This is a genomic window from Mucilaginibacter sp. 3215 (assembly GCF_050433785.1).
Lineage (GTDB): Bacteria > Bacteroidota > Bacteroidia > Sphingobacteriales > Sphingobacteriaceae > Mucilaginibacter.
Map to the genome: position 1 here is coordinate 82,291 of NZ_JBNPWO010000020.1, position 22,415 is coordinate 104,705.

Consider the following 22,415-nt stretch of genomic DNA (forward strand, 5'->3'; position numbering starts at 1 on the left):
GTTGAGTTTTCAATGATTGGATAAGATGTATAAACCACACATCTAAATAAAACCGGATATTCACTGACAGGGCAAAAGAAGATAGCTTTTCATGAAAAACAACTTATTACCTGACCTCTTCACCTTAACTGCCATTTTTGAGGGAATGGAAGATGCGGTATTGAGCCACGATCTTGACTATATTATTTTAAATTGTAATCCGGCTGCTGAAAAAATGTTTGGCTGCCCGGCCCCGGTGTTGTTAGGGCAGAACATCCTTACCCTGATCCCCGAAAGCGTCCGTCAGGAACAACTGGCTATTCTTGAACGTGTATGGTCAGGTGAAAGAATAAATCACTTATATACTGTCCGCAGCAGTAAGCTACAGATTGATTTTCCGGTATCACTTACTATTTCGCCAATAAGGGATGAACAGGGGGAAGTAATTGGAGCATCTCACATTATGCGTGATGTGACCCACGAAAAAGAGACAGAAGAGAAACGGGGCATGCTGGCTGCAATTGTTGAAAATTCTGATGATGCCATTATTAGCAAAACCCTTAACGGGATTATCACTACCTGGAACGGTGGTGCCGAAAAGATTTTTGGTTACCAGGAAAGAGAGGCTATCGGTAAACATATATCTATTCTTATTCCTCGCGACAGGCTGTCCGAAGAAGATGTTATCATTGAAAACATCAGGAACGGTAACAAAGTTGATCATTTCCAAACCGTTAGGCTGCACAAAAATGGAAGCGCCATTGATATATCCCTTACTGTTTCACCGGTAAAGGACCGGCATGGAACCATTATTGGCGCATCAAAGATTGCCAGGGATATTACAGCCGCAAAGAAAGCCGAAACGGCCATCCGACACCAGGCGGCAAAACTGAAGATCCTGAATACTATAGGGAAAGCCATTTCAGAGAAACTTGATACCGAATCTATCCTGCAAAAAGTAACGGATGCCACTACACAGATTACCGGTGCCGCTTTTGGCGCATTTTTTTATAATACCATCAATCAGGACGGCGAAGCCTATATGTTGTACTCTTTGTCGGGCGCGCCAAAAGAGGCATTTGAAAATTTCGGAATGCCCCGGAATACGGCAGTTTTCCATCGCACATTTAGCGGGGAAGGCGTACTAAGGGTAGATGATATAACGAAAGATCCCAGGTATGGACAAAATGCACCGCATTTTGGAATGCCCGAGGGGCATCTGCCGGTAGTAAGCTACCTGGCCGTGCCGGTTATAAGCAGTTCAGGCAATGTTATTGGTGGCTTATTCTTTGGCCACCCGGAAGCCGGTGTTTTCTTGCAAGAGCATGAAGACTTTGTGGTTAGCCTGGCTTCTCAGGCGGCAGTGGCACTCGATAATTCCAGGCTGTTTACAGAAGTAAAAGAGCTGAGCCAGAAAAAAGATGAATTTATTGCTTTGGCCTCCCATGAATTGAAAACGCCCCTCACTTCTATGAGCGGTTTTTTACAACTGCTGGAACGAAAGGTAATTGATGTTAACAGGCCATTTGTTGCAAAGGCTATAACCCAGTTAAAAAAGCTGAATGCCCTGATCAATGATTTGTTTGATATCTCAAAAATACAATCTGGAAAATTGCAGTTTTATTTTGAAGAATTTGATTTTACAGCGCTTATCAAAGAAAACCTTGAAGCTATTCGGGAAGCCTATACATCACATGAAATTTATTTTGACGAAAACGTAGAAATGATTTTAGAAGGGGATAAAATGAGGCTGGAGCAGGTATTGACCAACCTGGTCACCAACGCGATCAAATATTCGCCGGAATCTGATAAAATCGAAGTATCAGTAAAAAAGTCAGAAACGGAAGTCCAGGTATCTGTTAAAGATTACGGTATGGGCATCAATGAGGAAAATATCAGCCACATATTCAGCCAGTTTTATCGTGCAAAAGATGTAAACAGGAGCATAACTGGCCTGGGCTTAGGGTTATACATTACCAAAGAGATCATTGAACGGCATGGGGGCCGCATCTGGGTAGAAAGCGAACCCCGGATGGGATCGACTTTTTTCTTCGTGTTACCGCTAAAAAAACGAAACAGCGTTAATGGTCACCTCCCAAAAAAAGAAGAAGAAAGGATCTGAAGTTGTGCTTTCCCTTCTGGTTAAATTGCGGCCGATGAGCTTGCCTGTGCGCGGAAATTCCGGGTGAGCCTGGTAAGTTGTTTTTTAAGCACGGCGGCCTGCTTCTTCAGTCCTTTGAGTGTCTCTTTGCTGTTCCGGAGATCCGCAGTAGTTGAAATAAGTGCAATGGCCAGTTCATTGTCATGCCAGTCGCCGATGGCTGCTTGTACCTGGTCAAGATAAGATTCATTAAAAGGGAGGTCCAACTCCGGGCCGGCCAGGGGGTAATTATAAAGCAGTACCTTCAGTTGTTTACGGCAGGTATGTAATTCCTCATTAAAACGGGGAGGGTTTATGGTTGTAGCAATGATTTCCAGTTGTTGCCTGTAATATAAGGAAAGATGATGTTTACTGATCGGCCTGATCTGCTTCAGCAGTTTGCGTCGTGTTTTTCGGAGCCAGGCGCTGTGCTGATCCTTATCGGCGTTAAATGCCCAGGTGGTGGTTTTCATGATCTGCTGTTGCTCCCGGATAAAATCTGTGTTTTCACCAACTGCTCTGCCCAGTTCCTGGTTTATATAGGCATTCCTGATTTCGCCGGCATGCTTAAATATCTTACGAACAGGTTTGAAGCGTTTCTCCAGCGTAACATCCTCTGCCGCGCTGTCTCCCAAGATCAAAAGCGCCCGTAGTTTTTTTACCCCGGTGCGAAAACGATGCAAATCTTCCTGATCGTCGTTTTTGACAAAAGAGCGGAGATGGCGTTTCATGGTTCGCCATGTCTTAATTATATACTTTTTTTCCGTCTTCTTTTTCATAGCCGGCGGCATATTGTCGAAGCCTTGCTGATCCTCAAAAAAGGATGCTACATATTCAAAAATACAGCTAAAGCGACAAATCTGGTCCTAAAAAAGGATTTAATTAACTATATATTATTACATACAAATCGCCGGCTACACAACACCCACGGAGAGGCAATGAGATAAATAACGTATCCTTGCTCACCTGCTATGTTTTGCATTGCCCACGCCTGATGTCTGGATAGTTTTACCCGGAGCTTTATCATATTGGGCCAGGCAACTGTCCAGTGGTTTGCCCTGGTTGTGTACGCAGTCGCAAAAAACTTTACAAGCCTCCGGCTTGGCATTTCCAGCACACCCATTATTGCATTCCATTAATGAATTACCCGGTCGGATATCATATACGAACTGGTTAATTACTATTACTGCGGCTATTGTTGCAAAAACGCCTCCAAAAAATACGAACGGAAACTTGTTACTCCGTATTTCAGGTTGCGTTGTATAGCTGTTTTTTTGCTTGAATGGTAAAATGAATTTTAAGCGGTCATAATCCCAACCCAGCAAATATAAGTTAGCAAGTACCATGAAGGTGGTGATGCGGGTGCCTTCAAACCTGACGGCGTAGGCCAGTATGCAGATGTTCAGTATAATCGGGAAATAGATTAGCGCCCCGAGGAGCCGAGTACGGGGAATCAATAACAGGATGGCGGCTGCCACCTGCAAAATACCAATAAAAGTGTAATAATAACCTGTATGGTGCAACGCTTCTAAATAATGGCCCATCGGTTGATTGGCCGACAAGCCGCTGGCGAACCGCTCGCCCATAATTTTAACGTTACCGGCTATTAAAAAACCGGCCGCCAGCACTATCCTGTTAAAAACGGCGAAAAGCCGCATCCATTTATTTCCTTTTGCCTGGTAATGCAATTGGTCGAGTGTGGTAGAAATGGGCATGTTTACCTGTGATTTATGTTTATAAAAGAACTTTGAAATACAAAGTTATTGAAAATAGATTGATATTTGCAAGAAGCAAAAAATCCCCTTAGCGTTAACTAAGAGGATTTCTTTTCTGTGGTACCAACAGGGATCGAACCAGTGACACAAGGTTAAATAAAGAATTTTTATTTGACTCGCCTGTAGATTTCTACAGATTGGCCATTTGTAGCACTATTAATCACCTGGGTATATTGGTCATGACCATTCATCGTGACTTTAACAGTAAATTTGTTACCTTGAAGAAGCCTGTAATTTGATATTTGCTCTTCTTCTCTAAGTGTATCATTATTAAAAGTAAATACCCCGGTGCCAAACCCATTTTTAAAGATGGTTTTTTCCTTATTTTGAGCGAGCCTGTGGACGAAAATAAAATGCCCTCCCCAGAATATTTTATACTGCGTTACGTCAGTTGAGATTGTGTCTTTGCCTTTTATTGTATAGGTTCTTTCCATTTTCCACAAGCCGTCAAGCACTGAGCTATCCGCTGCCGGGAATTTTTTATATTCTTCCTTCAATGCATATTTTACACCTTTTACCGTGGCAAAGTCGGGGATGACTTGGGTATAACCATCCGGTTTTTTTGTAACCTCAAGATTATACGTTAGGGATGAGTCGAGCGCTCTGCTGGTGTAAATACTATGTTCCTTAAGTCGGTTAGCAGAGTCGAGTGTATAAGTGCCCACACCAAACCCAACAGATGAATCAGGAACTATACTGGCGTATAAATAGTTATGATCTGTGTAGATTTTAATTTGCGTTCGTTTAATAACAGAGTCTTTACCTCCTCGATCAAGCACTTGTTTTTCAAGTTCATATACACCCGAAAGGCCTGCCTCGGACGACTTCTCTTTTTTCTTGCATCCAAAGATCAAGAAGCTAAATAAAGCTGCGAAAACTAAAATCTTATTCATAATGCTTAAGGTTTAATATGATATAAGGCTTTATTTCGTCTGGCAGCGGTTTTTATTTGGCGGGCGACAACTTCTTGGTAAAAGAGCCAGGTAAAGACAAAATAATGCCTAAAATTTTATCACCATAAATAATGCAATTGGTTACATAAACTTACAAATAATATATATCATAAACAATTTGTAAGTAAATTATTAAAAGCTTGTCAATGAATTTTTTAAAAAGGAGTAAGGCCGTTTAATTAGATATGGAGCAATGAGAATGTGAATCAATAATTAGTCGGAGAGAAAAGATGCCTTTAAACGCAAAAAAAGGTCACTTTCTTATCGAAAGTGACCTTCTTATTGCTGTGGTGCAGACTTAACTATAACACACCATTTCTTCTATGATTTGAAAAGACTGGCAGATTTAGACCTGGATTGAAAATGGTTCAAATATTGTGTTTGCAATATATTTCAAAGCTCAATCATGTTAAAATAACTTTTCCTCCAATAGATCTTTCCAAATAATCAAACCTTTTGTATCATCAGAATAATCGTGCACGATCCGACTAAATTGTTCGGGATTAGTTTCAAGATATTGTTGTCGGCCCTTTGCTCGAATTTGTTCAAGCAATCCATCTATCCGTTTTATACTTCGTTCAAGTTCATAAGCCGATTTTTCAATGTGCCATATGTAGGTTGCCTCTTCTGTATCTAATGTTTCCCAAACTAAATGGTATTGATTATTGCCGGAAAGCAAAAACACAAATGAAAAAGGTTCCAGCACAAAGCGGAGCTTTAATACCGTTCGCTCATGTTTTTGGGCGAGATATCGAAGATGACGGTGGTGTTTATACTGTTTAAGTGCTAGTATGTTTTCCAATAGATCATCCTCGCTTGTGTAAATCAATTTTTCGGCTCCACCTTGTATTTTTTCTGCATCTAAAAGATTTTCTTCGCCTGCTGGAATACCTTTAATAATGTCTTTGGATAGAAAACGAAATTTGACACTTTCGATAACTTCGCGGTTTATTTTATCAAGATCATTTGAGGTAGCTGTTTTAAATACCAGCCTGTTATGTTGGAAAGTTGCCCGGATATTGATCGATACTGTTGTGCTTCTGAGCAGTCGGATGAAGTATGGTTTAAGAACGGTAAACTCCGGCCTAATATTTAAGTTTTCAATTTCAAACTCTACTTCTTTGTCATTAAATTCAGCAACGGCGTGCTTAAATGCAATGCTGCCGAATCTGAACTCCAATTTCTCAATTGAGATATCGATCTTCTCATTGATTTGGCCGCTTACCACCTCACTCTCATCTATCGGACTTGTTAAGCCACTTTGATCAAGCTTTTTATAATACAGGTTTCTCTTTTGAAATAGTTTCTCCAGATAACTGATCTTGTGGTCGCGGTAATCGTAAATGATGGGTGCCACCTCTGAGCGTTGTACCCTGCCAATGTACTGGATCAGTTTACCTTCAAATGCAAATGGGTAAACTAAAAACAAACACGCTATATTTTGTATATCAGTTCCTTCTCCAAAATATTGTCCTGTGGTGATTAATGCTTGAAAATCGCCCTTGTTTATCGCGGTCCATTTAGACTTCTTACTTAGATCAGAGTCTTCTCCGCTTAATGAAATGGTATCATATTGCTGTTTTAAATATTGCTGTAATGAAGCAATGTGTTCCTTCCGTTCCGTAAGAATAACAACTTTCTTACTGGTATTTAGTTGTGTTACAACATCATTTAAAATGAGTTGGTTCCGTGCTGAATCATGTATTAAAATCTTAAAGAGAGTTTCGAGCTGATCTGTTTTTATGTTGAAAGGAACAAAGAGTTCGGTGTCCCTTACGATAACCTGAGTGCCTTGTTGATTTTGAACTTCCGTTGGTTTGATTTCATATATCGTTTCACCTAAGTAAATAAATATCAGTTTCCCGTCATTATATTTTCTAAATGGTGTTGCTGTCAAACCATACAGATAGTAGCTGTTCAATTTTAATACAACCCGTTGATAACTCTCAGCTGGAACGTGGTGGCACTCATCAATAATGATCGTACCAAAAGCGCTGAATAGATTTGAGTTTTCTGGCGACTCTAAAGCTTTTTCCATGCTTTGTATCATGGCTACCGTAATGTATTTACCTGGTTTGCTTTTCCCCGAACTGATCCGTCCGATGTCTTTTTTTGGAATGCCTAAAAATGATTCTATTCGTTCGATCCATTGATCAGCTAACTGCTTTCGATGTACTAAAATGAGTGTCGGTTGCTGTTTATCCTTTATGATAGCCAAACTTAACACCGTTTTACCGGAACCCGGCGGAGCAACTATAATTCCAAAGTCTTTTTTAGCGGCTGCTTCCTGTGCAGGTAATTGATACTCTTTTAATGCTATAGAGCCTTTAAAGTTTACAGGCTCTGCCTTTTGTCGTTGATCTTTAAGGGTATACTCAATCTCTTGTTCTTTACAAAAACGTAACAACCTGCCAATAAAACCTCTGGGAATTGTTATCGATTCTGATGTATCATTAAGCAGTTTAAAATAACGTTTTATCCCAAACGTATTTTTATTGATGTTCTTCTTTACCTGATATTCAGTATTGGCAAAATTTAGCTCTTCTTTTAGAAAACTAACAAGTGAAGCAGGCAAGCCGATTCGGCTAATATGAATTTCTTTACTTAATATAATTACCAACTTTCCGTTTAAGGTTTGCTCTTTTTGAAATAGCCCTGTTGAAAGTTCGTCCTGGGTAACTTGCTCTTTATAAATATAGTTGAGATGTGTTATAGTAATCCTGTTAACTATTTTTAAAAATGCCCACTGATCATCGAAAGGCTGTAAGGTGTCGGGATCAATAAAGCAACTATTACCATTATTTAAACTGGTTTTGTTTAAGGGCAAAGCAATGAGGTTACCTAAACCTTTTTTTGAATGATAATCTTGGTTCGGAAAAAGTCGGTCAAAACTTGAGTTTTTATCAAAAATAGAGATCAAGCCCGCTTTGTGCAACAAGGTCATCATGATCTTCCTGCTTCTAAATGCTTCATAAGGTGCCTCAAAAAATATCCATATGTGGCCGCCTTTGCCGGAACGTGAGCGTTCTAAGTAAGCCGGGATATCATGTTCTTCACAAATTCCAATAAACGTTCTACATTCCTCAATCCATTCGGCTTCATCAAAATCTGCTACAATAAAATATGATGTATTATCCTGTAATAATGGGTAAATGCCAACAACCTGTTCACCTTTAAGATGTTTTATTAAATGATCGTCTGTTAAGGGTTGATATTTTTTATCAGCAAAGGTTTGGAAAGTGCCGCCTTTCATTTGATGCTGTCGGTATCGGTGCGGGTCGAAACTATAAGCCGGCATATAGCTACTCTTGCCGCCTTTTTCCCATCTCAGCGCAAATATATCTTCTCTTCCTTTAAATAGGGACTTGTATAAATTCAATCGGTCATCTTTCATTTAAGGCAGATATTTGGCATTGTTCAAATTTAGGTAAACCACTTGTATTTCGTAAATTTGACATTTACCTGTAATCCTAACTACCATGCTTATTAATCAATCTGTAATTGCTGATATTCAGGCCATAATTCTTCAGGCTAAGGATAAAGCTATCAGGCTGGTCGACCACGAGCGTACATTGATGTACTGGCAAATCGGGCAACGTATTTTTGAAGAAGAGCAACAAGGGAAGGACCGCGCTGATTATGGCAATTACCTCACAAAGTTTATTGCTGATCAATTAGAGCCTGAATATGGTAGCGGGTTTTCTAAACGGCAGATAGAACTCTTCCGACAGTTTTATCGCACATTCCCAATTGCGAATACAGTGTATTCGCAATTGAGTTGGAGTCAATACAAGGTTATAATCCGACTTGACAGTCAGGATAAACGTGATTTTTATATAGCAGAAACTATCAAAAACAACTGGACCGTACGCCAATTAGAACGTCAGATCCATAGTAGTTTATGGGAACGGCTTCTAATGAGTAACGATAGAGATAGCGTATTGGCTGTTGCGCGCAACGAACGGGAGCCGTCTGATGCAAAAGAAATAATCAAAGACCCTATGTATCTTGAATTTTTAGGATTGCACCGTGAAGCATCATACTATGAAAAGGATTTAGAACAGGCAATAATTACTCATTTGCATGATTTTCTGTTAGAAATGGGTAATGGTTTTGCATTCGTTGCCAGACAAAAGCGACTACACATTGACGGAGACGAGTTTTTTATTGACCTTGTTTTTTATAATCGGCTACTGCAATGCTTCGTGATCATTGAAATAAAAACTACAAAGTTTACTCATCAAGATATGGGACAGTTACAGATGTATGTAAATTATTACGACAGATACGAAAAGAAGGACTTCGAAAAACCTACTATAGGCATTTTGCTATGCGCTGAAAAGAATAATGCAGTAGTAAAAATATCTCTTCCGGAAGATAATAAAACCATTTTCGCGAGCGAGTACAAATTATATCTACCCACCGAACAGCAATTAATAGAAGAGGTAAAAAAGGAAATCGAGAAAAGAGCTTAAGCTAATTGATCACCCTTATTTGGGAATTTTCAAAGAAAACTAAACAAAAAAGCCCTCAGAAAATCCGAAGGCTTTAAAAACTTTTTAAAATAAATTGACCACGTGGTCTTTTTTGTGGTACCAACTGGGATCGAACCAGTGACACAAGGATTTTCAGTCCTTTGCTCTACCATCTGAGCTATGGTACCAAACCGTTCCCGTGTTTGGGGAGTGCAAATGTAGCCTTTTTTTTATGTTTGAAAACTTTTTTTTGAAAAAAGTTTCTGTTCGCCTGCTGGTTTTAAATAATTGTACAGGTAATCAGCTAATTAATTTTCAAATATTTTTTCAATCCCAAAACATTTCGCGCTTTAAACAATTCATTTAACTTTGAGAAAAATACTATGCACGCATAATGATTGCTCAGCTTATATTTATTATCATCCTGGCGGTTGCCGTTTACTTCTTTGGCAAGAACGTGTCTAAAATCAGGCGCAATATTTTGCTGGGTAAAGACACGGAGCGTAACGACCAGCCGGCCCTGCGCTGGAAAGTAATGGCCAAAATTGCCCTTGGGCAAACAAAAATGGTTAAACGCCCCGTAGCGGCGGTAATGCACTTTTTTATTTATATTGGTTTTATTATCATCAATCTTGAAGTGCTGGAGATCATGATTGATGGGATCTTTGGCTCGTACCGCATCTTTTCACATCCTCTTGGTGGTTTGTATGGTTTTTTAATAGGCGGTTTCGAGATGCTTGCAGTATTGGTACTTACGGCTTGTATCGTTTTCCTGTGCAGGCGCAATGTTGTACATCTTAAAAGGTTTACCGGTACAGAAATGACCTCATGGCCAAAATCTGACGCTAATTACATCCTTATTACTGAGATCTTGCTCATGACCGCTTTCCTGACCATGAATGCAGCCGATTATAAATTACAACTGCTGCATTTTGGCCACTATATTACAGCCGGAAGCTTTCCGGTGAGTTCATTGTTGGCACCGTTGCTGCCTGGTAGCGCTTCGGCATTGGTAATTACTGAGCGTGTTTGCTGGTGGTTTCATATTGTCGGGATCTTGTGTTTCTTAAATTACCTGCCGTATTCAAAGCATTTTCATATTCTGCTGGCTTTCCCCAATACGTACTATTCAAACCTGAACCCTAAAGGGAAATTTACCAATATGGCATCGGTTACTAATGAGGTCAAAGCCATGCTTGATCCATCATTCGTCCCCGAAAATACTGGCGAGCCCGGACGTTTTGGCGCAAAGGATGTAACTGATCTTACCTGGAAAAACCTGATGGAGGCCTATACCTGCACTGAATGCGGCAGGTGTACCTCGGTTTGTCCGGCAAATATTACAGGCAAGTTGCTATCGCCGCGTAAGATCATGATGGATACCCGTGACCGGATTACGGAAGTCGGCAATAATATTGATAAGCATGGTAAGGATCACCAGGATAATAAATCATTGCTTGACAATTACATTACCCGCGAAGAGCTCTGGGCTTGTACCAGTTGCAATGCCTGTGTGGAAGCTTGCCCGGTGAACATCAATCCGCTGGAGATCATAACCGAAATGCGCCGTTATATTGTAATGGAAGAATCGCAGGCCCCGGCAAGCCTCAACAATATGTTTGGCAACGTTGAAAATAATGGCGCGCCATGGAAATACAGCCAGGCCGACAGGTTTAACTGGGCGGAGGAGCGGTAGGCAGTTAACAGTTTTTAGTTGGCAGTTTACTTTTTAAATTCAAATTTAAATCCGAGATGGAAAATTCGAATTCCGAAATAAAAATCCCAACCATGGCCGAAATGGCTGCACAAGGGCAGGAACCTGAAATATTGTTTTGGGTAGGATGTGCAGGCAGCTTTGATGAGCGTGCCCGGAAAATTACCCGCGATATCTGTAAGATATTGCAGCATGTGGGCATTAGCTACGCAGTGTTAGGTACAGAAGAAAATTGCACCGGCGACCCTGCCAAGCGTGCGGGTAACGAGTTTCTGTTCCAGATGCAGGCCATGATGAATATCCAGGTGCTTGACGGTTATAATATCAAAAAAATAGTCACCGGATGTCCGCACTGTTTCAATACTATAAAAAATGAGTATCCAGGCCTGGGCGGCAATTATGAGGTGATCCATCACACGCAACTTATTCAACAGTTAATTGATGCTGGTAAACTGAAAGCCGAAGGTGGCGAAAGTTTTAAGGGGAAAAGGATCACTTATCATGACCCCTGTTATTTGGGCCGGGGAAATGATGTTTACGAGGCTCCGCGCGCGGCGTTAGAGATCCTGGATACCGAATTGGTGGAAATGAAACGCTGCAAATCAAACGGGCTGTGCTGTGGTGCCGGCGGCGCGCAAATGTTTAAGGAACCTGAACCAGGCAAAAAGGATATCAATATAGAGCGGATTGCCGATGTTATAGAAGCCAAAGCACAGGTTGTAGCCGCTGCCTGTCCGTTTTGTATGACCATGCTAACTGATGGTGTAAAAAATCAGGATAAGGAGCAGGAGATAAAGGTGCTGGATATTGCCGAGATCACGGTTAGGGCTAATGGGTTATAAACCTTTCGTCCTGAAATATTTCAAGGCATTCTTCAGGCTGTCAAATTTGGTGGCGCTCATGTTATGTACCGGTAAATCAAATGTGGTAGCCATTGAGTCGATATTGCCATTAGGGTCTTCGTAGGTTTGTACAATGATATCATCGGTTTGGGTATTGAATTTTACTGTACCTGTAGTGTCGCTGCCCACATAATCAACATTAGTTAAACGGTGCAGGTTGAAAGAAAAATACTCCTGCTTGCCCTGTTGATAAGTTTTTCGCAGCCGTAAAAAATAGTCGTTGGTAAGGGTTATCTCCCACTTTTTGAGGTTGATATCAGGCGCGGGGTTAAATGAGCTGGTGAGGCATTTATTGCTCCAGTTTAACCATTCCTGTTCGTTCATTTCAGCTTTAAAACCGTAATTTAGCGCACTAAGGACTAAAATTGACGTAATGAGCGCGGTTTTTCCAATTGATGGCAGAATTGATATTTTCATGACAACAAAATGTAACCCGAAGTTAATAAATTGATATTTTTGGAAATGAAATTTTCTCCACAGTCAAGAGTTTGGATCTATCAGTCGGACAGGAAATTAACCGATCTGGAAGTGCAGCAGATACAGCCCGAGCTGGACAAGTTTACCACCAACTGGACAGCCCACAACAACCAGCTGAAAGCCAAAGGCGAGGTGAGGTATAACCGTTTTTTTATATTAATTGTTGATGAAAGCCAGGCAGGTGCCAGCGGTTGCTCTATCGATAAATCGGTTCATTTTATGCAGCAGGTGCAACAGCATTTAGGTATCAACCTTTTCGATAGGTTTAATTTAGCTTATCGCGAAGGGCAGGAAGTGCTTTCACTGCCGCGCCATGATTTTGAGGCTAAATTAAAAGATGGCAGCATCACTAAAGAAACCGTAGTTTACAACAATCTGGTACAAAATTTAACCGAGCTTGAAACTAAATGGGAGGTGCCTTTTAAAGATAGCTGGCACATTCAGTTATTTCGTGACCTGGTGGCCAATTAGTTAACCGGCTGTTCAATTTTTTTAAATTTACTGTACTTAAGCCGTGCAAATGTTTACCTTTGGCACAAAATTTAAATTTAAATCATTTATATTGATACTTATAAATAAGCTATAAAAATGAAAGGCTTCATCTCAACCAAAACTTACGGATTTTTAAACTACGTTGTAGCCCTGTTAATGATCTCATCATTATGGACTTTTGATACGCTTCATGTTGGCGGCGCTGCTTTGTTCCTGCCTTTAATAATTGGCTGGTTACAGCTGATCATGGCTATCTTCGCTAAAAACGAAATGGGTTTTATCAAACAATTCCCTATGGTAATGCATAATGTAGGCGACGTAATTATGGGTTCATTTTTATTTTGCTCACCCTGGGTTTATGCCTTTTCTGATAGAATGGTTTTACCGCAATTAATTTTTGGCGCCTATCTTTTAATTGTAGGTTGCTTTACTAAAGGCTCGCCATTTATTAACCCACAAGTTGAAGAAGATCACGGCGTAAGCTATAACGCGTAATTTCCTTTTTTTAAAAGATATAAGACAAACGGGGGCGCTCATTGAGTGCCCCCGTTTGTCTTATATGCCAAGTTCTTTTGCTAGTTGCTCCTCGCGCTGGTTGCGCATTATTTTAGTGAAGCCCCGATGATTATGTTGTTCATCAAACAAAGGGAAAACCAGTCCGCTCCCCCAAAAACGAGTGCCGTCTTTACGTACATGGTAGCGTTCGTCAATAGCTCTGCCCATGCTTAATGCCCTTTTTAATTCCAATTCAGGCTTGCCGGCGGCAATATCCTCAATAATAAAAAAAATGCGGCCGTTAAGCCCTAACGCTTCCTGTTCGGTATAACCAAGAACTTTTTGGGCGCCGGTATTCCAGCTATTGATGTTTCCATTTTTATCGGTGGTTATTACGGCGTAATCTTCAAGGCTGTCCAATACCTGCCTGAAAAACTCTTCGCTCATTCTAAAATAAGTGTCGTCAAAAATATCTTTGTCGGTTACTTCATTATCAAATGATTGATATTCTATAAAAATACTTGTTTTGTCAACTCCGCAAGCGAGTTGCACAGGTTCGCGGGTTATGCGATAAAACGTCTCGTAGCCTGCCGGCAGATTGTTAAGGACGGGTTTAGTTTTAACGGGTACAAGGGTGATGTCAACCACCTCTTCAGTTTGTTGGTTTACGGTTACTTTTACCAATACATATTCGTAGCCTTTTTCAATAAGGTCGCCAAGTAGTTGTGAGGTTAACGGAGTGCGCATTTTACGGTAGATTGCTTGTTCAAGAAAAATCAGTACAAAAATGACACCAGTTTATAGCGGTATTATTGTTATTTGAGCCTGCTTACAGCTAAACACCTCGTTAAATCCCAAAAAGAAACTCTCGAGGTATAAGCTCCCCTGGCATAATCAATACATAGATTAGGGCGTGTGTATTTATTAAACAACAGCCGCAATCCGGCGCCGCCACCGGGCTCCCGGTACCTGAATAGCTTTTTGCGTTGCTGATTGTTTGCCATTTCGGCGTTAACAAAAGCAACGCCGCTGAGCAACTTATTGCCTGTTAGCGGAAAAGCGGTATTCTGCCTCATTATATACAAACGACATGCCTTTAAACCTGCCAATAATGAAAGCTCTGCCAATGCGGTCATAAGCATCGCTGCCGGTGCCGGGTAGTTCAAGGTAGGGCAGCGCCCCGCTTAACAAATAGTTTGACCAGTGCCACAACGCAAAAACATGTTCGGGTGGGTTGATGACAGGCTCCAGTACTTCCTGAACTTAAACTTTACCTGCATGGCATTGCGGTTGCTTCCCAGCCAGGTTTGGTTGCTCCTCAAAACTATATCGGCATAAATACCCCTGAACGGGCGGTTAGGCTGGTCGCGGTTATTGAACTGGAAATTGAACAACAAGCCATTAACCTGGTACGAGTTAACAGGAAAACCGTTACAGATACTATAGCGGTAGTTATGAGTTTTTGATATGGGGATATCCTTGCGGTCATCATCTATATGGCTGTAATAATTAAAGCTTAGCCCGGCGCCTACGTATATGGTTGGCAGTTTACGGTAGATACGCTCATTAGCTTTGATATATACATAACGGATAGGGAATGCATCAGGATTATTGTCAAAATGGGTACTATTCATGAAAAAGCTGCCTTCGCCAAAACTGCGCCTGCCGGCGCCGAGGCCGTTGTCCATAGCAACGGTTTTCCCTATTTGTACAGTGCCCTGCAAGTTCCACTTGTTTTCGGCTGAAAATGCATTTTGCTTAAACTCAAAAGTAGAGCGCCCGCTTGTTGACAGGTAAAAGCCCGCATTAATTACCGAAAGCGTTGTGGTTGAAGGATCGCCAAAGTATTTCCCTACTGATGAAATTACCCCAACTGCAAACCCCACACTCGGGTTATAAGCGGCCGATGGCAATACCGACCAGTAGGTGCGGTTTCGTACCTGTTCGGTAACCGCGGCAGGTTTGCTGCTTTTGCCGCTGAATATAGAAGCTAAGATCCCATTGGCGTCTAACTGTGTTTGTAACGAATCAACCGGATCAACCAGGGTTTGGGCAAACAGCTTGCAGGTACTTAAAAGTACAATCAAGGTTAAGGTGAGCCGGTAAGCAGCGGGAGCCAATTATTTAGGGATTAATTAGTGCTCCTGCTAATATATTTATATCATCTGAATGTAAAAAACTTATTACGAAAAATTAGAGAGGATAAGCGACTGAATTTTATTGAGTAATATCAATTGCTAATTTTACGGTTATGCTGAGACGTATTTCGCTTTTGATCATATTATTTTGTGTTGGCAATCAAGCCAACACAAATAACTTGAAAATTGATTTAAAGAAAGATAGGTATCTTCTAAAAGCTGAACACGATGGTGTAAACGATAAGATAATTGGAGATTTGAAGTTGTTTGATGTTTATGCCAATCAATCGTTTACACGGTTGAAATTTGAAAAGCGTGTGGTTGGTAGTCATATGGTTTTAAAATGGATAAATGCAGGAAGCAGGTCTTTTACCATTTATGAAGTAATATCAGTCGTACCGGCCGATACCCTATATCAGGAAAAGATACTTGGATGGGACTCTGTTACGAAAAAGAATGTTATTAAAAAAGGCGAGCGTATTAAGCTTAAACCGGGAAGTTTTAATTTTCATACCTATATAATAAAACCGGCTACGGGCAAGCGGTTAATTTACACGACAGAAGTTAAGCAAGGCCTTACGGAATATTGGATTGGCCGCGAGCGATTTTATCCTCTTTATGAATCAATACCCTTAAGTATCCGTTATCCGAACCTGCCCGAAATTTTGAGATTGGTTCAGGAGTAGTAAAAAATCGTGTTAGTGATAGGAGCGGATACCGGCCAATGCGTATAAGGCCCAATGTCATTAAGTTAAGCTATAAGTATCTGTTTGTCAGTTTATTAATTTGAATTTTGATTATTTTTTATTATATTTAATTCATAATCAAATAGTTAAATTGCAAAAAAAACTCACTTTTTCTGCTTGAAAAGGTGAGGGCCGAGTTAGTTAATCCAAACTTAGCGGCGCAGTTTAAGATGGACGATAAACACTTTACCAGAACTCGTAAGCAATCATTTCTGTCTGCTATCCTTCTGATGGTCAATCAGCTTAAAAAGAGCCTTAGCGTAGAGATAGATGGCTTTTTACAACAATTGAATAACAAGCTTTCACATCGGGTATTGCCGTTTACGTCCAGCGCCTTCGTTCAAAATCGGAAAAAGATCAATCCCGAGGTATTCAAATATCTTTCGTCTGTTATTATCCAGGGCTTTTACAGGCCTGAAAATGATGAGGTAAAGCTTTTACATGGATTGCGAATCCTGGCGGCAGACAGTTCCGAACTAACTTTACCATTTACCAAAGAATTACAGCAGCAATACGGCGTAGTCAGCAACGCCGCGACCTTGTCGATCGTGCAGGCAAAAATGTCCGTACTGTTTGATGTGATGAATAAACTGACACTTGATGTTGTGTTGGGCAAAGGAAGAGCCTCTGAACGCGACCTTGCATTGATGCATAAGCATCAATGGAAAAAAGGCGATTTGATTATTTATGACCGCGGGTATCCATCCTTTGCCTTTATTTATGAGCATGTTCAGGCGGGTATTGATTGTTTAATCCGGGCGAAGACCGTTCATTCTAACCTGGTAAAGGAATTTGTAGCAGGTGGAAAGCGTCTTTAATTACCTTGATGTACCCCGATCAGGACAAATCGTTCAAAGGCAAAAACTACAGCAGAAAAACAAGTATCCAAGTACGTTTACTAAGAATCGATCTCCCCAACGGGGAAACAGAAGTACTGATTACTACCTTGCTGGATAGTCAGAAACATCCATCGAAGCTGTTTATGAAGCTTTACTTTATGAGGTGGGGTATAGAGACGTTTATGGATGAGTTGAAAAACAAGCTGAAGATCGAATATTTTTCGGGTTATTCCGATCAAACGATCAACCAAGATATCGGCTGTGCAGTCTTTATAAGTAATCTTCAATCAGTCATCATCAGCAGTTTAGTTGATGAGTTTGAAGAGCAGAATAAACAGAGATTGTATGACCATAAAGTCAATACAAACCTTTCTTACGGATTCTTAAAAAATAGGGTCATAGAATTGCTACATCAAGACGGGCCATTAGAGCAAATATTAGCGGAACTCGAATCATTGTTCCTTAAGAATACTGTTCCCATACGCCCAAACAGAAATAATCCCAGAAATACACAAAAATATCGCTATAAGGACAAGCCTATCGTCACCAAAAACCAAAAAGACGCCTTATGATTCCTTAACTTAATGACATTGGGCTTTCAGCCTGTGGGCGTATGAACGGATAGCCTGGCCCGCAGGCAACGCCCGTGCTATAAAATCAATCGAAATAACACGCTCAATAATCAGTGACTTACAAATTGTAATTATTAATAAGCCAAAATAAAAAGGCCCTCATAAACAGGGGATTACTTTGTCGTTCCTCAACAGTAACGGTTATTTCTGCAACGTTTGATATTTATTCCCATTAGCAGGGTCGAGCTTTAAAAACAGGTTCATGGCGGTTAACCGTTCCTGGTTATCGGCCTTGCTGTAAATGGAAACCAGTTCATCACTTTTTGCTGTATAAAATATAAGCGGAAGCATTGCGCCCACACGTTGTCGGTCTATTTGCTGTAGTAAAGGCAGCAGGGCATCAATAGCTTTTCGGCCTTTGCTTACATTATCGGCCATTAAATCGAGCCCGTTGCGGTGATAATCGTACAAAAAGCTGCGTAACGGGTTATATAGTTTATTATTCAGGTTTTCGGATAACCAATAGCGGTTTACATTGCCATCAAACGCTTTCCAGCCACCATATGATGATGTTTGCGCATTGGTTACGATGGTCTGTGCAGCTAAAAAATATGGCGTGCCTCCAAATTTTGAAAACGTGTCATAGTCAAGGCCGGTAATAATGTTGGCATAAAAAGCCATGATCGAACTTAAATTTCCCTGAAAATTTTGATCGGTATAGTCAATAGTCTGGCCTTCGGTATAACTAAAGCTAACATCTTTATCATTAAGATTTAATAAGGTAGAGGTATAGGATGTGCCATAAACCGGCCGGGACGATTGTACTTGCAGCTCGCCGGTAAAATTACTGCTGCCATCCCAGTTGGTAATGTTCAGCACAAAATTGCAATCTATTCTCTCCTGCGGTAAAATTGGATCAGCGCTCCATTTGCGGCCGTTCAGGAAATCCTTCATGGCAGTTTCCAGGGCTTGAAAAACGCGCTTATTCGCAACCTGTATCTTGGGCGATAATACTTGTATACGTGCATTCAGGTCCTGGGCCACGGTCCGGCAGCAAAGAAACATTAGCAAAGTATAAAGCAGCAGTTTTTTCATCCGTTTATCAGTTGGGCAACTTTATTGCAAATATCGCGGGCTACTGCTTCCTTGCTTTTCAGGTCGAAAGTAGTTTTCTTAAGCTCACGATCAATAATAGTTATCTTATTGGTATCGCCTGCAAAACCGGCACCCGCGTCATTAAGCGAATTTAGTACAATAAAGTCAAGATTTTTCTTTTGCAGCTTGGTTATCGCGTTCATTTCCTCGTCGTTGGTTTCCAAAGCAAAACCAACCAATATTTGTCCTTCGCGTTTGGCCTCGCCAAGGGTTTTTAAGATATCAGTGGTTTTCTTCAGTTCGATGCGCAGATCGTCGTCTCTTTTCTTGATCTTTTGAGTGGCAACATCAGCCGGGGTATAATCGGCAACGGCAGCGCTCATGATACAGGCCTTTGCATCGCCATAAGCGGTTAAGCAGGCCTCTAACATTTGTGCCGCCGAAATAATATTAACCCGTTTTATATTTTGCTGCTTGCTGATTTGCGCAGTCGGCCCGGTCACTAAAGTGACGTCGGCCCCCATCAAGGCCAGTTCATCTGCGATAGCAAACCCCATTTTGCCCGACGAATGGTTGCCGATAAACCGTACTGGGTCTATAGCTTCATAAGTTGGTCCGGCGGTTACCAGTATTTTATGACCGGCTAAACGGAGTTTTTTTTTTGGTTCAGCTTCCAGGAAAGCAACAATTTCTTCAGGTTCGGCCATCCGGCCTTCACCATACAGGCCGCTGGCAAGTTCGCCGTTACCGGGCGGAATCATGATGTTATCAAATGATTGCAGCCTGCTTACGTTTTGGCGGGTAGCCGGGTGCAGCCACATATCCAGGTCCATAGCCGGAGCAAAATAAACCGGGCATTTGGCCGAAAGATATACCGCGTTAAGCAGGTTATCGCAAAGGCCGTTAGACATTTTAGCAAGAGTGTTGGCCGTAGCAGGAGCAATGACCATCATATCGGCCCAAAGGCCAAGCTCAACATGGTTGTTCCATTCGCCGGTATCAGCCTTAAAATAGTCAACCAGCGCCGTGTTTTTTGAAAGCGTTGAGAGTGTAAGCGGTGTGATAAAGTTGGTGGCATCGGCAGTCATCACCACTTTAACATTGGCGCCTGCTTTAACCAGCAACCTAACCAGCAGTGCCGATTTGTAGGCTGCAATACTGCCGCAAACTCCTAAAACAATGTGTTTGTCTTTAAGCATAAGCTCAGATCCGCCAATAGGCGAAAGGATAAATATAGGCTAAAATAGAAAAAACTCCCGATAGGGGAGTTTTTCACGATATAAATAAATTTCCGAAGCTGCTTTTTTAGGAGCCGGGAGACTAAACCTCTTTAGTTGGGTTACGGTAGTATACTTTACCATCTAAAAATTCCTGAACGGCAACTAATGACGGTTTAGGTAATTTTTCGTAATATTTTGAAATTTCAATTTGCTCACGGTTCTCAAATACTTCTTCCAGGTTATCATTTGATGATGCAAATTCAGAAAGTTTCTGGTGAAGCTCTTCTTTAATGTTGTTCGAGATCTGGTTTGCCCTTTTTGACATAATCACAAGCGACTCATAGATGTTCTCTGTTTTGGTATCCAGCTCGCGTAAATCGCGGGTTACAGTGCTGCTGGCTGCTGCTGGTTTATTACTGTTGTTAGCTGTCATATCTTAATTTAAACTCTTTAATATATCTTAATTAATATGGTATTTTTTGCGGCTGATTTTTTTCAGATGGCGATGTTGTTGTTACGGTATCTTTCTTTAAAAGTTTCTTCGCGGTTTTTTCATTGCTCATTGCTTCGGCAATTAAACGCTGCGCCTGTTTTATGCCCTGCTGGCTGTCTTTTATATATGCCTGAGTTTCGTGCAGGTATTTACTATTCGGATATTTTTCTGCAAACTGGTCGGCATAAGCTATAGCCTGGTTAAAACGGTCTTCCTGTTTGGTTTCAAAGCTATGGTAAGCATATTGATATTGTGCTTTAACAATAAGGTATTCCATTTCCTCGCCATATTTGGTATCAGGATAATCGCGCAGTGCATTGTTGAACGCAATTACTGCCGATTGATAATCGCTGATGGTTAAATAAAGTTTGGCGTTGGCATAAGCTTTGGTTTCCAGTTTATCACGCAGGTTCTGGATCAGCTTGCTGGCCTCGGCTACACGGTCGCTTTTTGGATAAAGATTAATAAACAACTGCAAAGCGTCAATAGCTTTTAATGTATTATCCTGATCAAGTGAATATATTGGCGAATCAAGGTAGTAGCAATAAGCAGAGAAAAAGCGGCATTCCTCCGCTCTTGGGCTTGAAGGATAGGTATCGGCAAATGTTTTAAAATGATATCTTGCCGATGTATAATCTTTTTGTTTGTAATACGTAAACGCGTAGTAATAAAAGAGGTCTTCTGCACCTTCACGGCCACGGTATCGCTCCACCAGTACCTCAAATAAACCTAAAGCTTTGTTATAGTCCTTTTTATTATAGTACTTAATAGCTTCCTGATATTTTTTAGCGTAATCGTTACTGGCTTTTAACTTTTCGTATTTGCTTTTACAACTGCCAAGCGTAATAATTACGATAGCTAAAACACTGGCTAATAACGTTAGTTGCTTTTTAAACATTCTGCAAAGATAGTTAATAATATAAATCAATCAATTTTTATTTAGCCGCTAATATATAACGAGGCTTTGGCTCCGTACCTATATATATAGTGTATTTAACATCTTTTAACTATTGCCAGGTTGGGAGTGTAAGCTTCCTTGATTAATACGATTAAAATGTCCGTTTCTTATATCGTGTATATGGTTTTTTGGATTTCATTAACCTGAAGGTTTTAAGGAGGAGAATTATAGCATGAACATTTAGTTTGTAGAATTAACTGTGCATAGCTTAATGTTAATTTTTTGAGTGCAAGTTGAGGCCTCGCAGTCTCTTAAATTAATAGCCGTGGGTGGCAGTTTAACAATAGAGACATATAGTTACACCGGAGGTACAAAAGGTTTGTAGATATCAAATGAATCTTTGGTGTGCCCGGGGGTATGCAAGTCATCGTGGGGTGAGTTTTCCGCGGTTATCTATCTATATATAGTAGAGGTTGCAAATGGATAAGTTATCTATAGTCCCGATGTTGATGAGTCCTTATTTTTGTAAGTATTAATTGTGAGCTCAAAACAGCAAGCTGAATGAGGGCGTTGCCTCTGACCGGGCTATTCGCTCATACGCCTGCAGGCATTACGCTCGTTGGCCGGTACCCGCTGCTATTCCTAACGCTGGTTTTCGAGGCTTGTATAAACTTTTTTGCCTGATGTATAGTATGTTAAGGAAACATTAAGGAAAATAGGTAGAAATAATTTGGAGAAGGCGTAAAAGTGGCTACCTTTGCAGCCCGCAAACGAGGAAGCGAGTTAGCGGGGTTAGTACATTAAAAGGATAGAAAAGTACAGGAAAAAAAAGATTAAAATCTTTTTTGTGGGAATGAAAAAAAATCCACACCTTTGCAGCCCGCAAACGAGGAGAAGAGGAGAGAGAAGCGGGTCTGAAACTTTGAAAAATAAAAAATAAAAAAGTTTTGGAAATAAGAAAAGGTTTTCTACCTTTGCAGACCCAAACGGAAGGGTGCTTGAGAGAGCGAAA

The 22,415-nt window shown here is 40.8% G+C and carries 22 protein-coding genes and 1 tRNA gene; 9 read left to right on the plus strand and 14 right to left on the minus strand.

The window, feature by feature from the left end; genetic code table 11:
- The first annotated feature begins 91 nt into the window (after window positions 1-91).
- Window positions 92-2,101, plus strand: coding sequence for a PAS domain S-box protein (locus ABIC84_RS23705; protein ID WP_429265165.1), 2,010 nt, complete (start codon window positions 92-94; stop codon window positions 2,099-2,101).
- 20 nt (window positions 2,102-2,121) lie between these two features.
- Here ABIC84_RS23705 and ABIC84_RS23710 read toward each other — a convergent pair whose 3' ends face one another.
- The 4 genes from ABIC84_RS23710 to ABIC84_RS23725 all read right to left on the minus strand — a co-directional run bounded on the left by ABIC84_RS23710 (window position 2,122) and on the right by ABIC84_RS23725 (window position 8,241).
- A complete protein-coding gene (locus tag ABIC84_RS23710) occupies window positions 2,122-2,898 on the minus strand; it encodes a CHAD domain-containing protein (RefSeq protein ID WP_429265166.1) in 777 nt (258 codons plus the stop codon).
- 183 nt (window positions 2,899-3,081) lie between these two features.
- Window positions 3,082-3,834 carry a DoxX family protein gene (locus tag ABIC84_RS23715; RefSeq protein WP_429265167.1) on the minus strand — a complete coding sequence of 251 codons (753 nt, stop codon included), beginning with the start codon at window positions 3,832-3,834 and terminating at the stop codon, window positions 3,082-3,084.
- Between the two features lie 167 nt (window positions 3,835-4,001).
- Window positions 4,002-4,787 carry a hypothetical protein gene (locus tag ABIC84_RS23720; protein ID WP_429265168.1) on the minus strand — a complete coding sequence of 262 codons (786 nt, stop codon included), beginning with the start codon at window positions 4,785-4,787 and terminating at the stop codon, window positions 4,002-4,004.
- A gap of 469 nt (window positions 4,788-5,256) precedes the next feature.
- Window positions 5,257-8,241, minus strand: coding sequence for a TOTE conflict system archaeo-eukaryotic primase domain-containing protein (locus tag ABIC84_RS23725; RefSeq protein ID WP_429265169.1), 2,985 nt, complete (start codon window positions 8,239-8,241; stop codon window positions 5,257-5,259).
- Between the two features lie 85 nt (window positions 8,242-8,326).
- Between ABIC84_RS23725 and ABIC84_RS23730 the strand changes: the two genes are divergently transcribed.
- Window positions 8,327-9,322 (plus strand): PDDEXK nuclease domain-containing protein, encoded by a 996-nt coding sequence (locus tag ABIC84_RS23730; RefSeq protein ID WP_429265170.1) that lies wholly within the window; start codon window positions 8,327-8,329, stop codon window positions 9,320-9,322.
- Between the two features lie 115 nt (window positions 9,323-9,437).
- Here the strand turns inward: ABIC84_RS23730 and ABIC84_RS23735 are convergent.
- Window positions 9,438-9,510 (minus strand) — tRNA-Phe (locus tag ABIC84_RS23735).
- Window positions 9,511-9,716: 206 nt separating this feature from the next.
- Here ABIC84_RS23735 and ABIC84_RS23740 point away from each other — a divergent pair.
- Window positions 9,717-11,018 (plus strand): 4Fe-4S dicluster domain-containing protein, encoded by a 1,302-nt coding sequence (locus tag ABIC84_RS23740; RefSeq protein WP_429265171.1) that lies wholly within the window; start codon window positions 9,717-9,719, stop codon window positions 11,016-11,018.
- Window positions 11,019-11,074: 56 nt separating this feature from the next.
- Window positions 11,075-11,878, plus strand: a complete 804-nt coding sequence (locus ABIC84_RS23745) for a (Fe-S)-binding protein (protein ID WP_429265172.1) — start codon at window positions 11,075-11,077, stop codon at window positions 11,876-11,878.
- Here ABIC84_RS23745 and ABIC84_RS23750 read toward each other — a convergent pair.
- On the minus strand, window positions 11,873-12,355 hold the full coding sequence (locus tag ABIC84_RS23750; protein WP_426581882.1) for a hypothetical protein: 483 nt from the start codon (window positions 12,353-12,355) through the stop codon (window positions 11,873-11,875). The two genes, ABIC84_RS23745 and ABIC84_RS23750, sit on opposite strands and share 6 nt — an antisense overlap.
- Window positions 12,356-12,400: 45 nt before the next feature.
- Between ABIC84_RS23750 and ABIC84_RS23755 the strand changes: the two genes are divergently transcribed.
- Window positions 12,401-12,886 carry an ABC transporter ATPase gene (locus ABIC84_RS23755; RefSeq protein ID WP_426581880.1) on the plus strand — a complete coding sequence of 162 codons (486 nt, stop codon included), beginning with the start codon at window positions 12,401-12,403 and terminating at the stop codon, window positions 12,884-12,886.
- Window positions 12,887-13,003: 117 nt separating this feature from the next.
- The gene (locus ABIC84_RS23760; RefSeq protein WP_426581878.1) at window positions 13,004-13,402 is read left to right on the plus strand and encodes an SPW repeat domain-containing protein; all 399 of its coding nucleotides are present in this window, start codon (window positions 13,004-13,006) and stop codon (window positions 13,400-13,402) included.
- Window positions 13,403-13,462: 60 nt separating this feature from the next.
- Here the strand turns inward: ABIC84_RS23760 and ABIC84_RS23765 are convergent, their stop codons facing one another.
- The 3 genes from ABIC84_RS23765 to ABIC84_RS23775 all read right to left on the minus strand — a co-directional run bounded on the left by ABIC84_RS23765 (window position 13,463) and on the right by ABIC84_RS23775 (window position 15,489).
- Entirely contained in the window at window positions 13,463-14,149 is a 687-nt protein-coding gene (locus ABIC84_RS23765) for a PAS domain-containing protein (protein ID WP_426581876.1), read from the minus strand.
- Window positions 14,150-14,217: 68 nt separating this feature from the next.
- A complete protein-coding gene (locus ABIC84_RS23770; RefSeq protein WP_429265173.1) occupies window positions 14,218-14,478 on the minus strand; it encodes a hypothetical protein in 261 nt (86 codons plus the stop codon).
- Window positions 14,479-14,586: 108 nt separating this feature from the next.
- Window positions 14,587-15,489, minus strand: a complete 903-nt coding sequence (locus ABIC84_RS23775; RefSeq protein WP_429265174.1) for a hypothetical protein — start codon at window positions 15,487-15,489, stop codon at window positions 14,587-14,589.
- 230 nt (window positions 15,490-15,719) lie between these two features.
- Here ABIC84_RS23775 and ABIC84_RS23780 point away from each other — a divergent pair, with 230 nt between their 5' ends.
- From ABIC84_RS23780 to ABIC84_RS23790, 3 genes are all read left to right on the plus strand, one after another.
- A complete protein-coding gene (locus ABIC84_RS23780) occupies window positions 15,720-16,226 on the plus strand; it encodes a hypothetical protein (RefSeq protein ID WP_426581868.1) in 507 nt (168 codons plus the stop codon).
- Between the two features lie 230 nt (window positions 16,227-16,456).
- The gene (locus tag ABIC84_RS23785) at window positions 16,457-17,104 is read left to right on the plus strand and encodes a transposase (RefSeq protein WP_429265175.1); all 648 of its coding nucleotides are present in this window, start codon (window positions 16,457-16,459) and stop codon (window positions 17,102-17,104) included.
- A 5-nt stretch (window positions 17,105-17,109) separates the two neighbouring features.
- Window positions 17,110-17,697, plus strand: a complete 588-nt coding sequence (locus ABIC84_RS23790; RefSeq protein ID WP_429265176.1) for a hypothetical protein — start codon at window positions 17,110-17,112, stop codon at window positions 17,695-17,697.
- Window positions 17,698-17,898: 201 nt separating this feature from the next.
- Here ABIC84_RS23790 and ABIC84_RS23795 read toward each other — a convergent pair whose 3' ends face one another.
- The 5 genes from ABIC84_RS23795 to ABIC84_RS23815 form a co-directional block, all read right to left on the minus strand.
- Window positions 17,899-18,792: a DUF4835 family protein gene (locus ABIC84_RS23795; RefSeq protein WP_429265177.1), complete on the minus strand. Its 894-nt coding sequence runs from the start codon at window positions 18,790-18,792 to the stop codon at window positions 17,899-17,901.
- Window positions 18,789-19,991, minus strand: coding sequence for a bifunctional phosphopantothenoylcysteine decarboxylase/phosphopantothenate--cysteine ligase CoaBC (gene coaBC, locus ABIC84_RS23800; RefSeq protein ID WP_429265178.1), 1,203 nt, complete (start codon window positions 19,989-19,991; stop codon window positions 18,789-18,791). The genes ABIC84_RS23795 and coaBC overlap by 4 nt, the downstream gene beginning before the upstream one ends.
- A gap of 121 nt (window positions 19,992-20,112) precedes the next feature.
- A complete protein-coding gene (locus ABIC84_RS23805) occupies window positions 20,113-20,445 on the minus strand; it encodes a DNA-directed RNA polymerase subunit omega (RefSeq protein ID WP_090529735.1) in 333 nt (110 codons plus the stop codon).
- Window positions 20,446-20,476: 31 nt separating this feature from the next.
- Window positions 20,477-21,403 carry an outer membrane protein assembly factor BamD gene (locus ABIC84_RS23810; RefSeq protein ID WP_176624999.1) on the minus strand — a complete coding sequence of 309 codons (927 nt, stop codon included), beginning with the start codon at window positions 21,401-21,403 and terminating at the stop codon, window positions 20,477-20,479.
- Between the two features lie 751 nt (window positions 21,404-22,154).
- On the minus strand, window positions 22,155-22,415 hold a 261-nt coding region (locus ABIC84_RS23815), incomplete at its 5' end, for a hypothetical protein (RefSeq protein WP_429265179.1).